Origin of the sequence: Kribbella shirazensis (assembly GCF_011761605.1) — a bacterium.
In the GTDB taxonomy this organism is placed as follows: Bacteria; Actinomycetota; Actinomycetes; order Propionibacteriales; family Kribbellaceae; genus Kribbella; species Kribbella shirazensis.
Genome location: NZ_JAASRO010000001.1, coordinates 2,325,436 through 2,338,552 on the forward strand (window position 1 = coordinate 2,325,436; position 13,117 = coordinate 2,338,552).

At 71.2% G+C, this 13,117-nt stretch carries 10 protein-coding genes; all 10 read left to right on the top strand.

The window, feature by feature from the left end; translation table 11 throughout:
• The first annotated feature begins 8 nt into the window (after nucleotides 1-8).
• A complete protein-coding gene (gene alr / locus BJY22_RS11455; protein WP_202891072.1) occupies nucleotides 9-1,178 on the top strand; it encodes an alanine racemase in 1,170 nt (389 codons plus the stop codon).
• Nucleotides 1,179-1,185: 7 nt separating this feature from the next.
• The gene (locus BJY22_RS11460; protein ID WP_167206016.1) at nucleotides 1,186-2,304 is read left to right on the top strand and encodes an alpha/beta fold hydrolase; all 1,119 of its coding nucleotides are present in this window, start codon (nucleotides 1,186-1,188) and stop codon (nucleotides 2,302-2,304) included.
• A 73-nt stretch (nucleotides 2,305-2,377) separates the two neighbouring features.
• Nucleotides 2,378-3,304, top strand: coding sequence for a tRNA (adenosine(37)-N6)-threonylcarbamoyltransferase complex ATPase subunit type 1 TsaE (gene tsaE, locus BJY22_RS11465; RefSeq protein ID WP_167206018.1), 927 nt, complete (start codon nucleotides 2,378-2,380; stop codon nucleotides 3,302-3,304).
• Nucleotide 3,305: 1 nt separating this feature from the next.
• On the top strand, nucleotides 3,306-3,965 hold the full coding sequence (gene tsaB, locus BJY22_RS11470) for a tRNA (adenosine(37)-N6)-threonylcarbamoyltransferase complex dimerization subunit type 1 TsaB (RefSeq protein ID WP_167206020.1): 660 nt from the start codon (nucleotides 3,306-3,308) through the stop codon (nucleotides 3,963-3,965).
• On the top strand, nucleotides 3,962-4,411 hold the full coding sequence (locus BJY22_RS11475) for a GNAT family N-acetyltransferase (RefSeq protein ID WP_167206023.1): 450 nt from the start codon (nucleotides 3,962-3,964) through the stop codon (nucleotides 4,409-4,411). The genes tsaB and BJY22_RS11475 overlap by 4 nt, the downstream gene beginning before the upstream one ends.
• Nucleotides 4,408-5,457: a tRNA (adenosine(37)-N6)-threonylcarbamoyltransferase complex transferase subunit TsaD gene (gene tsaD / locus BJY22_RS11480; RefSeq protein WP_167206024.1), complete on the top strand. Its 1,050-nt coding sequence runs from the start codon at nucleotides 4,408-4,410 to the stop codon at nucleotides 5,455-5,457. The genes BJY22_RS11475 and tsaD overlap by 4 nt, the downstream gene beginning before the upstream one ends.
• Nucleotides 5,457-5,903: a GNAT family N-acetyltransferase gene (locus BJY22_RS11485; RefSeq protein ID WP_167206026.1), complete on the top strand. Its 447-nt coding sequence runs from the start codon at nucleotides 5,457-5,459 to the stop codon at nucleotides 5,901-5,903. Before tsaD ends, BJY22_RS11485 begins: the two co-directional genes overlap by 1 nt.
• Nucleotides 5,904-5,947: 44 nt before the next feature.
• On the top strand, nucleotides 5,948-8,791 hold the full coding sequence (locus BJY22_RS11490) for a helix-turn-helix transcriptional regulator (protein WP_167206028.1): 2,844 nt from the start codon (nucleotides 5,948-5,950) through the stop codon (nucleotides 8,789-8,791).
• Nucleotides 8,792-8,921: 130 nt separating this feature from the next.
• Nucleotides 8,922-9,059, top strand: coding sequence for a hypothetical protein (locus BJY22_RS11495; RefSeq protein ID WP_167206030.1), 138 nt, complete (start codon nucleotides 8,922-8,924; stop codon nucleotides 9,057-9,059).
• Between the two features lie 88 nt (nucleotides 9,060-9,147).
• Nucleotides 9,148-13,017 carry a S8 family serine peptidase gene (locus BJY22_RS11500; RefSeq protein ID WP_167206032.1) on the top strand — a complete coding sequence of 1,290 codons (3,870 nt, stop codon included), beginning with the start codon at nucleotides 9,148-9,150 and terminating at the stop codon, nucleotides 13,015-13,017.
• The last annotated feature ends 100 nt before the right edge of the window (nucleotides 13,018-13,117 follow it).

Sequence of the window (13,117 nt, forward strand, 5' to 3'; positions counted from 1 at the left end):
GTTCCACCATGTCTACTCATCAGTCGCGCCCCGTGCGGGCGGAGGCGGTCGTCGATCTGGCCGCGATCCGCCACAACGTGACCACGCTGCGTGCTCGCGCCGAGGGTGCGCAGCTGATGGCCGTGGTCAAGGCCGACGGCTACGGGCACGGGATGGTCCCGGTCGCCCGCGCCGCCCGCGAGGCCGGGGCCGACTGGATCGGCGCCGCGGTCCTCGAGGAGGCGCTCGCGCTGCGCGAGGCCGGTGACACCGGGCCGATCTTCTGCTGGCTGACCACCCCCGGCGAGCCGCTCGAGGACGCGATCGAGGCCGGGATCGACCTGTCCGCGGGCGCGCCCTGGGAGATCGACGAGCTCGCCATCGCGGTGCAGGACCGCCCGGCGCGGGTGCACCTGAAGATCGACACCGGGATGTCCCGCGGTGGCGCCGTACCGGAGGAGTGGCCGGCGCTGATCCGCGCCGCCGTCCGCGAACAGGCGACGGGACGGATCGAGATCAAGGGCATCTGGTCGCACCTCGCGTCCTCGGACGAGCCGAAGAGCACGGCGAACGAGTCCCAGCTGGCGACGTTCACCGAGGCGATCGAGGTGGCCGAGTCGTTCGGGATCGACGCCGAGTTCAAGCACCTGGCGAACTCCGGGGCGACCCTCGCGTTGCCGGAGACGCATTTCAACCTCGTCCGTCCGGGCGTCGCGACGTACGGTCTCTCGCCGTTCGGGCACGCGCTGCCGTCGGCGGAGCTCGGGCTGCGGCCGGCGATGACGCTGAAGGCGCGGCTCGCGATGGTGAAGCGGGTGCCGGCCGGTGCGGGCGTCTCGTACGGGCTGACCTGGACCGCGCCGCGGCCGTCCACACTCGGCCTGATCCCGCTCGGGTACGGCGACGGCCTGCCCCGGCACGCCTCGAACGGCGGGCCGGTCCAGGCGTACGGCGCGCGCCGGGCGATCGTCGGCCGGATCTGCATGGACCAGTGCGTGGTGGACCTCGAGGACGACGACGCCGCCGCGGGCGACGAGGTCGTGCTGTTCGGTCCGGGGACGGCGGGCGAGCCGACCGCGGACGACTGGGCCGACGCGGCCGGCACCATCAACTACGAGATCGTCACCCGCTTGGGCCCGCGGATCCCGCGCAGGTACGTCGACAGCGCTCTCGGCTCCACCGCCGCCGCCGAAAGGTAGACCGGGCATGTCCAAAGCAGGGCGGACTGCCGGTCTGATCGGGGCCGCGGTCGGAGTGCTGGCCGCGGGAGCCGCGGCCGGCGTCGCGGTCGAGCGCCAGGTGATCGGCCGGCGCTCGGGGCAGCGCAAGCAGCTGGAGGCCGAGCCGTTCGGGTCGCAGCGCGGTACGCCGTACATCTTCACCGCCGACGACGGCGTCGAGCTGTACGTCGAGGTGGACGAGCTGAAGCGCTCCCGCCGGCCCGCGCCGCCGCCGAAGCGCAGGCTCGGACGCAAGCTGCCGCTCCCGCCGGAGGACCTGACCGTGATCTTCGCGCACGGGTACGGACTGAACATGGACGCCTGGCACTTCGAGCGCCGCGACCTGGCCGGGATCGGCACGATGGTCTTCTACGACCAGCGTTCGCACGGCCGCTCCGGCCGGTCGCCGAAGGAAGGCGTCAGCATCGACCAGCTCGGCAAGGACCTGTACGGGATCCTCGAGCGGTTCGCGCCGACCGGACCGGTGATCCTGATCGGCCACTCGATGGGCGGCATGACGATCATGGCGCTCGCCGAGCAGCACCCCGAGCTGTTCGGCGACCGGGTGATCGGCGTCGGCCTGTGCTCGACGAGCGCGGGCGCCCTGGACAAGGTGCCGATCATCTTCCCCGGCCGGGTGGGGATGCTCGCCCGGGCGCTGGCGACCCCGACGGTGGCGGCCCTGGCCCGGATCCCGGACGTGGTCGAGCGCAGCCGGAAGGCAGGCACCGACATCAGCTACTTGCTGACTCGGAAGTACTCGTTCGGTTCCGAGGTGCCGCCGGCGTTCACCGAGTTCGTCAACGAGATGATCGCGGCCACGCCGATCGAGGTGATCGCGGAGTTCTACCCGATCTTCGCGCTGCACGACAAGTACGAGGCGCTGGAGCCGTTGCAGAAGGTCGAGTGCGTGGTGATCGGCGGCGACAAGGACCACCTGACGCCGTTCGCGCACGCCGAGGAGATCGTCCGGCGGGTGCCCGGCGCGGAGCTGGTCGAGGTGAAGAACTGCGGCCATCTGGGCCTGATCGAGCACCACCGTGAGTTCACCGCCGCGCTCCTTGGCATGATCGAGCGAGCCGAGAAGTCCCTGACACCCTCCTGAACCACTGCCTGAACCACCCTGAACCACCCCGAGACCACGCCGAGACAACACCGAGACGACCCGAGATGACCGAATGACCGACCTGCACGTCGTGGACGCGACCCCCGAGCACGCCGACCAGATCGTCGCGGTGATCCACCACGCGTTCTCCGCCCGCCGGGTCCTCGACCCGCCGTCGACCCAGCTGACCGAGAACGCCGCCACGGTGACCGCCGCGATCGAGAAGCACGGCGGCCTGCTCGTGCTGAGCGACGGCTCACCGGCCGGCGCGATGCTGTTCGAACAGACCGGCGACGTCCTCAACCTGCGCCGCGTCTCGGTCGACCCGCGGTACCAGGCCCGCGGCGTCGCCTCGGCGATGGTCGGGTGCGCCGAGGAGGTCGCCGTACGGCGAGGGCTCGCCCGGGTGAACCTGATCGCCCGGATCGAGCTGCCGGACACCGTCGAGTTCTGGCGGCGCCGTGGGTACTCCGTCGTCGAACAGCAGGCGCACAACCTGATCTTCGCGAAGGCGATGCCGGTCGAGCTGACCGTGCCGGCTGCCGAGGACATGCAGGCGATCGGCGAGGAGCTCGCGGGGCAGTTGCGCGCGGGTGACGTCCTCGTGCTGTCGGGGGATCTCGGTGCGGGGAAGACGACGTTCACGCAGGGACTCGGAGTTGGGCTGAAGGTCCGCGGCGCGATCACGTCCCCGACCTTCGTGATCTCGCGGGTGCATCCGTCGCTGGTCGGTGGTCCCGCGCTGGTGCACGTCGACGCCTACCGGATCGGCGGGTTCGCCGAGTTGGACGACCTCGATCTGGACGCGAGCCTGGAGGACGCGGTCACCGTGGTCGAGTGGGGTCACGGGCTGGCCGAGGCGCTGGCCCCGGACCGGCTGGACATCGTGGTGACCCGTGGCGACGACGACACCGACGAGACGCGGGCGCTGCGGATCACGCCGGTAGGCCCGCGCTGGGCCGCATCCGGCGTCCGCGTGTCCGTACTGGAGAAGAACTGACATGCTGCTTGCCTTCGACACCTCGAGTGCCGCTGTCACCGTCGCGCTGGCGACGCCGGGCGGGGAGATCGTCGCCTCGTCGACGACCGTGGACGCGTTGCGCCACGGCGAACTCCTCGCGCCCGCGATCGCGGACGCGCTGCGGACCGCGGGCGTCACACCCCGCGACCTGACGCGGATCGCGGTCGGCGTCGGCCCCGGTCCGTTCACCGGACTGCGCGTCGGGCTGGTCACCGCACGCACGATGGGCGAGGTCCTGGGGATCGAGGTCGCAGGTGTGTGCAGCCTCGACGTCCTCGCCCGGCAGTCGTCGCTGACGTTGCCGGTCGCGGTCGCCACGGACGCGCGCCGCAAGGAGATCTACTGGGCGCTGTACGACGGCCCGGCCGCGGACGGCAGCCGCCGCCGGCTGGAGGGCCCCGCGGTGGACAAGCCCGCCGAGGTCGCCCACGTGCTGTCCGGTCTGCCCGTGATCGGCCGCGGTGCGGTTCTGTACGCCGACGCGTTGGGCGTGACCGTCGACGACGTCACGGAGTACCCGTCGGCCGACGTACTGGCGACTGGCGTGGCGACAGGGACGCTCGAGGTGGTGGCGCCCGAGCCGCTGTACCTGCGCCGGCCGGACGTGACCATGTCCAGCGGGCCGAAGAGCGTCCTGTGAGACCTGCCATCCGGGCGGCACGTGCCGAGGATCTGCCGGAACTGGTCGCGCTGGACGAGGTGTGCTTCGGATCGGAGGCTTGGAGCGCGGGTGCTTGGGTCGACGAGTTCGAGCGGCTCTCCGAGGACCGGGTGATCCTGGTTGCGGACGAAGGACGGGTCGTCGGGTACGCCGTTCTGCTCGTGCCCCCCGTGCTGGAGGACGTGGTCGAGGTACTGCGGGTCGCGGTGACTCCGGCTGAGCGGCGGACCGGGATCGGTGGGCAACTGATGGTGATGGCCCTGGATCGTTGTGCGGGACGGACGGTCCTCCTGGAGGTTGCTGCGAGCAACGAATCGGCGATCGGGCTGTACCGGGGCTTCGGCTTCGGGGAGATCAGCCGACGGCGTGGGTACTACGGCGGCGGCGAGGATGCGGTGATCATGCGGTGGCGGGAGGAAACGTGACAACAGAGCCCCTGATTCTGGGGATCGAGACGTCGTGTGACGAGACCGGGGTCGGGATCGTGCGCGGGCAGACGCTGCTCGCCGACGCGATCGCGTCCAGCGTCGAGGAGCACGCCCGGTTCGGCGGTGTGGTGCCCGAGGTGGCCAGCCGTGCGCACCTCGAGGCGATGGTGCCGACGATCCGCCGCGCCTGCGAGACGGCCGGGATCCAGCCGTCCGACGTGGACGCGGTCGCGGTGACGAGCGGTCCCGGTCTGGCCGGTGCGCTGCTGGTCGGGGTCGCGGCGGCGAAGGGCCTCGCGTTGTCGCTGGACAAGCCGATCTACGGTGTGAACCACCTGGCGGCGCACGTCGCGGTGGACACCTTGGAGCACGGTGACCTGCCGAAGGGCTGCGTCGCGATGCTGGTGTCCGGCGGGCACTCGTCGCTGCTCGCGGTCGAGGACATCACCGAGGGCGTCGTACCGATGGGAAGCACGATCGACGACGCGGCCGGGGAGGCGTTCGACAAGGTCGCGCGCGTGCTCGGCCTGCCGTTCCCGGGCGGTCCGTGGATCGACAAGGCGGCTCGGGACGGCGGCGACCGGCTGTACGTCACGTTCCCGCGCGGGCTGACGTCGCAGCGGGACCTCGAGCGGCACCGGTTCGACTTCTCGTTCTCCGGGCTGAAGACGGCTGTCGCGCGCTGGGTCGAGGCGAAGCGGCGCGACGGCGAGGACGTGCCGGTGAACCACGTCGCGGCGGCCTTCCAGGAGGCGGTCTGCGACGTACTGACCCGCAAGGCGATCGACGCGTGCAAGGACCGCGGTTTCGAGCACCTGCTGATCGGCGGCGGCGTCGCGGCGAACTCCCGGCTGCGGGCGATGGCCGAGGAGCGCGCCGCCGCAGCCGGGATCGCCGTCCGGGTGCCGCGCCCCGGGCTGTGCACGGACAACGGCGCGATGGTCGCAGCCCTCGGTTCGGAACTCGTCCGCGCCGGCAAGTCCCCGTCCCCGCTGGACCTTCCGGCCGACTCCTCGATGCCGATCACGGAGGTACTCAACTGATGAAATGGACCGGGCCCGACGGCTTCGAGGCGGACGACAACGCCGAGCGCGTCGACATCGACGTGGTGCGGGGCTTCCTGAGTACGTCGTACTGGGCGGCCGGCATCCCGCGTGAGGTGGTGGAGCGCTCGATCGCCGGCTCGCTGAACCTGGGCGTGTACGCCGCCGACGGGGCGATGGTCGCGTTCGCGCGGATGGTGACCGACCGCGCCACGTTCGCCTGGCTGGCGGACGTGTTCGTGCTGGAGTCGCACCGCGGTCACGGGCTCGGCAAGTTCGTCGTGTCGACCCTGCTCGAACACCCGGAGCTGAAGGGCATTCGCCGCTTCATGCTGGCCACCGCGGACGCGCACGAGCTCTACCGCTCGTACGGCTTCACCGAGGAGGAGCCGGGTCGCCTGATGACGATCCGCCGCGAGGCGACCGAGCTGTACAGGACGCGGTAGCGGGGCGCCGGACGGTGCCGGTTGCGTGAGAGAGGTGGCTGTCGATGGGCTCGGCCGGCGACATCCTCGCGCCCAGGTTCGTGGGCCGGGACCGCGAGGCGGCGACGCTCCGGGAGGCACTGGCGCGGTCCGAACCGGTGGTGCTGCTGATTGAGGGGGAAGCCGGGATCGGCAAGACCCGGCTGGTTCAGGAGGTCCTCCGTTCGGACCCGCGGACCAGGCTGCTGGTCAGCTGTCCGCCGTACAGCCAGCCGTTCACGCTGGCCGCCGTCGTGGACGCGTTGCGGGCCGCGGTGGACGACGTCCGCCGGCTGTCACTGAGCCCCCTGACCGGGGCTCTGCGACCGGTCTTCCCGGAGTGGACCGGGCATCTCCCGCCAAGCCCGGAGCCGTTGGACGATTCGGCGGCGGCGCGGCACCGCCTGTTCCGGGCGCTGGCCGAGCTGATCGATGCCGTCGGTGTCTCGCTGCTGGTCGTCGAGGACGCGCAGTGGGCCGACCCCGCGACGATCGATCTGCTGCTCTATCTGCAGACCCGCCCGGTAGCCAAGCTGTCCCTGCTGATCACCTGCCGGACGCCTGATCTCGCGCGCCTGCGTCTGGTTCCCGGCACGATCCGAATCCGGCTCGACGGCCTGACTGTTGGCGAGACGGCGACCTTGGTGTCGTCGATGCTCGCCGAACCGCCGGTCTCCGAAGCCTTCGCCGGCTTCCTCCGTGCCGGAACCGACGGCGTACCGCTGGCCTTGGAGGAGACCGTGCGGCTGATGCACGCCCGCGCCGACCTCACCCGGCGGGACGGCGCGTGGGTCCGGCGTCACCTGGACCAGATCATGGTTCCGGCCCGGATTCGCGACGGCGTGCTGGAACGGCTCGCGCATCTCGACGGGCCGGCCCGGGCTGTGGTCCGTGCAGCGGCCGTCGTGGGCGAGCCGGTCACCGTGGACGGGCTCGTCGCGATCACCGGCCTGGCCAGGGAGCTTGCCTACGACGGCGTGACCTCGGCGCTCGGCGTCCAACTGCTGGAGGAGCGCGGTGCCGGGGTGGCGTTCCGGCACGCGCTCGTCCGGCAGGCGGTGTACGGCGAGATTCCGGCGCACGAGCGGCGCGTCGCGCACCGGACGGCGGGTGAACTGCTGGAGGCGAGCGATCCGGACCGGTTCGCGCAGCTGGCCGAACACTTCCGGGCGGCGCGTGACCTGCCGCGCTGGCGCCGGTACGCCGAGCAGGCCGCGGATGCCGCGCTGGCGGCCGGGGACGAGACCACGGCCGTCGGCTACCTGTTCGATCTGGCCGTCGGGGCCGGACTGAACGGCGCCGAGCTGGCCCGGATCTCCGCGAAGATCACCTACAGCGCCGTGGTCGGTGAGGATCGCTACGAGGCCCTGATCGGCTGCCTGCGCCGCGCGCTGGACGCTTGCGGCAGCGAGCCGTCCGAGGTACGCGGCGCGCTGCGTTTCCAGCTTGCCCGGGCGCTCGGCAACTCCGGTGACTTCGCGCAGTCGCGGCGGGAACTGGAACTCGCCGTACCGGATCTGGCCCACGACCGGACCACGTCGATGCGGGCGATGCTGATGCTCGGACTGCCGCACGGGATGCGGTGGCCGGTGGCGCGGCACCTGGGCTGGCTGCGGCGCGCCCGGTCGCTGGCCGATCTCGACGATCCGGCCGAAGGGACGCGCTTCCTGGTCGATCACACCGTCGGACTGCTCGGTCTCGGCGAGCCGTCCGGCTGGCGACAGCTCCGGCTTGTCCCGGACGCGGTCACCGATCCACGGCAACGCGACGATCTCGCCCGCGGCAACATCAACCTGAGCGACGCGGCGATGTTGTGGGGACGGCACCGGGTCGCGCGCCGGATGCTGGACCGGGCCGCCGCGCTGGCCGAAGGTCGCGGCTATGTGCGGATCATGGACCTGATCCGGTTGAACCGTCTCCGGCTCGACTGGCACATCGGTGCCTGGGACGGGTTGGCGGACCGTGCCGCGGAGCTCGCCGGGAACCAGGACATCCCGGCGAACACCCGGGTGGAAGCACTGCTTGTCGCACTCTGGCTGGACCATGCCGCCGGTCGTGAGCTGACCCGGCTCGACGAGGCCGTCCGGGGTGTCTGGCAGTTCGCTCCGACCTCCTTGACGGCGGAGGTCGCCGCCTTGTCCGCCCTGGCGCCGTTGACGGCCGGCAGCCCGGACGAGGCGGTGCGGATCACGGATCCCGCGCTGGAGGTCATCCGGACGAAGCAACTGTGGTTGTGGGCGACCGAACTCGTCCCGGTCCGCGTCGCCGCACTGGTGGCCGCGGGCCGTCACGACGAGGCATCCGAACTCACGGCTGCCTTCGCACGCGGGATACCGGCCCGTCACGCACGCAGTTCGGAAGCCGCGGTCGCGACCTGCGCGGCGTTCGTGGCCGAGGGCAACGGTGACCTCGAACGCGCCGGTACGGCGTTCCTCGACGCCGCGCGGGCGTGGAACCGGCTGCCGCGCCCGTACGCCGGCCTGCTGATGCGCGAACGCGCCGCCCGCTGTGCTCTCGCCGCCGGGCGGACCGAAGCCGCTTTGGCGCAGCTCGCGGACGTCTTCGACCGGCTCGCGGCGATGGATGCCCGTTTCGACGCGACACGGGTCCTCCACGTGCTGACGGAGTACGGCGTCAAGCGCAGCCGGCCGTGGTGGGGCGGCCGGAAGGGCTACGGCGATCAGCTCTCGCCTCGTGAGCTCGAGGTCGTCCGCCTGGTCGCCGAGGGCCGGTCGAACCGGGAGGTCGCCGAGGCCCTGTTCCGGTCGCCGCACACGGTGTCGTCCCAGCTGTCCTCGGCGCTGCGCAAGCTCGGCCTGAGCTCACGTCACGAGATCCCGGCCGCGGCCCGCGAGGCCGGGCTGCTCTAGCCCGATCCAGCCCCGGCACCGACCCGCACCACCAGGCACCTCGAAAGCAGGTCCAGATTGGTGCGGTCCCGGATCGAGATTGGTGCGGTGCGGGCGGTCCCGGACGCGGGAGCCGGGGTTGACTGCCGGTATGCACGATCCAGGGACGCCGCGGGTGAACGCCGCCGAGGCGCGCTCCGCTGTTGATGCCTCCGATGAGCACGCCCGGCCCGAGGTGTCTGACCAGACCGACGAGGCCGTCGAGGCCGACGAGTACGAGCCGCTCTGACCACCCATCCGACCAGAGAGCCCTTCCGCCCATGAACCGATCAGCATCATCACGTCGATGCCGTGCGCTTCTCCTCTTCCTCCTGACCGTGGCGCTGACGGCCGCGATGGCCGGCGTACCGTCGGCTACGGCCGCGTCCGGAACCGGGCCCGCGCCTGCGCCGGCCAGGCCGGAGAAGATCGCCCCCGCCCTGCAGAAGAAGTTCGCTGCCGACAGCACCGAACCGCAGGACTTCTGGATCACCTTCGGGCCGGCCGCCGACATCTCGGCGGCCGCCGGGATCGCGGACTGGACCGAGCGTGGCCGGTACGTCGTCGACCGGCTCACCCAGGCCTCCAAGACCGCACAGGCCGCGGCCCGGGCGATCCTCGACAAGGCCCACGCGGACTACACGTCGTACTGGGTGTCCAACGCGATCCGGGTGCGCCACGGTGACTACGCCCTGGCACAGAAGCTGACCGGCGCCCCAGAGGTGCGCGCTCTCGTCGCGCCGGCGTCGTACCACCAGGCCGAGCCGGTGCGGACGACCGCTGCCGCCGAGGCGGCCGGACCGGAGTGGGGTGTCCGGGACATCAAGGCGGACCAGGTCTGGGAGAAGTACGGCGTCCGTGGCGACGGCATCGTCATCGCGAGCATCGACAGTGGAACGGAGCTGAGTCACCCGGCGCTGGTGAACCAGTACCGTGGAACGAACCCCGACGGGACGTTCAGCAACGACTACAACTGGCTCGACACGTCCGGCGCCTCGCAGTTCCCGGCCGATCGCCAGGGCCACGGCACGCACACGATGGGCACCATGGTCGGCGACGACGGCGGGCCGAACCAGGTCGGCGTCGCACCGGGGGCGCGCTGGATCGAGGCGAACGGGTGCTGCGCGTCGGACGAGACGCTGCTGCGGGCTTCGCAGTGGATGCTCGCGCCGACCAAGCAGGACGGCAGCGCGCCGGACCCGTCGAAGCGGCCGAACATCGTCAACAACTCGTGGGGTTCCACCGAGCCGAGCAACGACCCATTTCTCGAGGATATTCAGCAGGCCTGGGCGGCCTCGGGCATCTTCGGCGTCTGGAGCAACGGCAACGAGGGTCCCGAGTGCAACACGGCAGGCACCCCGGGCAGCCGGACGCTGAACTACGCGGTCGGCGCCTACAGCGAGAGCGGCGCGATCGCGGACTTCTCCAGTCGTGGCCCGGGCCAGGACGGCGACATCAAGCCGAACCTCGCCGCGCCGGGTGACCTGGTCCGGTCCAGCTACCTGGACGGCCGCTACGCGCTCATGAGCGGTACGTCGATGGCGGCGCCGCACGTCTCCGGCGCCGTCGCGCTGCTGCTGTCGGCGCATCCGGAGCTGATCGGTGACGTCGCACGGATCCGGCAGTTGCTCGACCAGACGGCCCGCGACGTCGACGACACCCGGTGCGGCGGCACCGCGGCCGACAACAGTGTGTACGGCGAGGGCCGCCTGGACGCGCTGGCGCTCGTCGAGGCGGTCGACTCCGGAGCTTCCGGCGCGATCACCGGCAAGGTGACCAACAGCGTCGGCACGCCGCTCGCGGGCGCGGTCGTCGCACTGTCCGGAGCGGCTGGGCAGCGCTCCGCGCGAACCGATGCCGAGGGCAACTATTCGGTCGCGAGCGTTCCGGCCGGCAGCTACCAGGCGACGGTGACCCTCTTCGGCTACCGGACCGGGACGGCGACGATCGCGGTGGCGGCGGGGCAGACCACCGCCACCGACGTACGATTGGCCGACACCGAGGGCTTCACGATCTCCGGAGCGATCGCCGACCAGTTGAGCGGCGCACCGCTCGCCGGGACCGTGACCGTGCTCGGCACGAAGTACTCGGCGACCGCGGGTGCGAACGGCCGGTTCGCGGTGACGGGGGTTCCCGGCCCGCGGAGCTACACGCTGAAGATCGACGACGGCGGCCGGTGCGCCGTTCCGGTCTACCGCACTGTCCAGGTCACCGGGGACGTCACGCTGCCCGCAGTCGAGCTCGGCCGCCGGACCGACCAGCCGATGGCGGCCGACGGGTGGTGGGGCGGCAGCTTCGGGTACTCCTGCCGACTCGAGCCGGTCGAGTGGATTGCCGGCGACCAGGAGGTCACCAAACCGGAGGGCTACGACTCGACCGCGGTGAAGCTGCCGTTCCGGTTCAGCTACTTCGGGAAGACCTACGACACGGCGTACATGAGTCCGGCGGGTCTCGCGCAGGTCGGGTTCTGGACCGTTCCGTTCGACGGCACCAACTACCCGTACGAGAAGTTCGGGCACCACACGATGAACTACGGGCTGAGCCCGCTGCTCGGCCCGCGGTACGACGACGGCGGCGCGCGGCTCTTCACCCGGACGGCCGGCACCGCGCCGAACCGGACGTTCACGATGGAGTTCCGCGACTACGCGATCTTCGGCCAGGACGTGCACTTCAGCTACCAAGTCACGCTGCACGAGCGCGGTGACATCGTCTTCGCGTACCGCGGCCTCGACGCGGAGGATCCGCAACAGGCCGGCTCGCAGACGGCCGTCAAGCTGACCGACCACAGCCCGGACGGGCGTGCTGCCTATCGCACGGCCTTCACGTACTCCGACATGGAGCCGGTGCTGAACAGTGACCGGCAGATCCACTTCGACCTGCCGTCCAACGGTTTCGTCAACGGACAGGTCGTGGACGACGCGACCGGCGAGCCTGTGCCGAACGCGAACGTCGACCTGCGTGATCAGAACGGCTGGCTGACCCAACGGGTGAGCACCGATGCCGGGGGCGGCTACCGGGTGCAGCTGATGACCGGCCGGCAGTACACCGTCTCGGTCCTGGCCCGGCCCGGGTACGACGCGGCGCCGGCGCAGGCCGTCCGGCTGGCCACCGACCGGCAGGAGCTGACGCTGCGAACCGAATTGTCCAGCGGGTCGATCGGTGTGCCGGACGCGGTGACGCCGAAACCGGGCAAGCCGGTGGAGATCGCCCTGCGCAACAACGGCGACGTACCGCTGGACTGGCAGGCGCGGCTGTCGGTGCCGCAGCCACCGGGCGCGGCACCGGGGACCGAGATCTCGAAGTTCCTGTCCGGAGGACTGCCGACCGCGGTCGAGGAGATCGACGGCCAGTACTGGGTCGCCGACCTCCTCGGTCAGAACATCGTGCAGGTGACCGCCTCCGGTGCTCCGACGGGTGCCGTCGTACCACTCGATGCGATCGCCGACGCCGTCGGAGCCGGTGACCAACTCACGGTCGTCACCGACCTGGCCTGGGTGCCGGACCGTTCGTTGCTGTGCATGACGACGTACCGGGTGACCACGGCCATCGCCTGCGTCGACCCGCGACAGCCTTCGCGCGTCTCGGTCCTGCCGACAGGCTACCGGTCGGACGTGCAGTTGGTCGGTCTCACGTACGACGCCGGTCAGGACAGATTCATCACGGTCGCGCAGAGTCAGCAGGGTGGATTCCAATCGCAGATCCGCAGGCTGGCGGGCTTCGGGCACACCGATCCCGGCGAGGTGCTCGGGACCTGCATGTATCCGCGCCAGGCCGCGGGGCTCGCGTTCAATCCGGCGGCGCGGTCGCTGTGGGCCCACACGCGGGACTTCGGCGACGGCTTGGGGCACAACCTGTCCGTCTATCGGCAGCTCGATCCGGAGACCTGCGCGGAGCAGTCGTCGCTGCCGGTCCCGGAGTACTCCGTGCAGGGAGTGCCGGGAACCTCGGTCGATATCGATGCCCAGGGCAACCTGGTGACGACGTTCCCCGGAGGCGTCGTGATAACGGTCGCCACGTCCGACCCGGTCCTCCCGAAACCGCGGTGGGCGTCGCTGCCACAGGACGCCGGAACGCTCGCACCACGGGGTAAGGCGAGCTTGCCGGTGAACGTCTCGTGGCCGGAGGGGGTGTCCCAGCTGACGCTGACCATCCGTGGCAACGGAGGTGCCGAGCCCGTGAGGACGGTCACCCTGCATCGGCCACACTGACGCCTTGGCGGCGGGTCTCCGGAGCGCAGCGGCGAACGCAGCACCTCGCTCGTCGGCGCATGACCCGGAGACCCGCTCGTGCGATCGATCATATGTTCGA

Coding starts and splice junctions, on each gene's coding strand:
- alr (WP_202891072.1), top strand. CDS start 9: ATGTCTACTCATCAGTCGCGCCCCGTGCGGGCGGAGGCGGTCGTCGAT.
- tsaB (WP_167206020.1), top strand. CDS start 3,306: ATGCTGCTTGCCTTCGACACCTCGAGTGCCGCTGTCACCGTCGCGCTG.
- BJY22_RS11485 (WP_167206026.1), top strand. CDS start 5,457: ATGAAATGGACCGGGCCCGACGGCTTCGAGGCGGACGACAACGCCGAG.
- BJY22_RS11460 (WP_167206016.1), top strand. CDS start 1,186: ATGTCCAAAGCAGGGCGGACTGCCGGTCTGATCGGGGCCGCGGTCGGA.
- BJY22_RS11495 (WP_167206030.1), top strand. CDS start 8,922: ATGCACGATCCAGGGACGCCGCGGGTGAACGCCGCCGAGGCGCGCTCC.
- tsaE (WP_167206018.1), top strand. CDS start 2,378: ATGACCGACCTGCACGTCGTGGACGCGACCCCCGAGCACGCCGACCAG.
- BJY22_RS11490 (WP_167206028.1), top strand. CDS start 5,948: ATGGGCTCGGCCGGCGACATCCTCGCGCCCAGGTTCGTGGGCCGGGAC.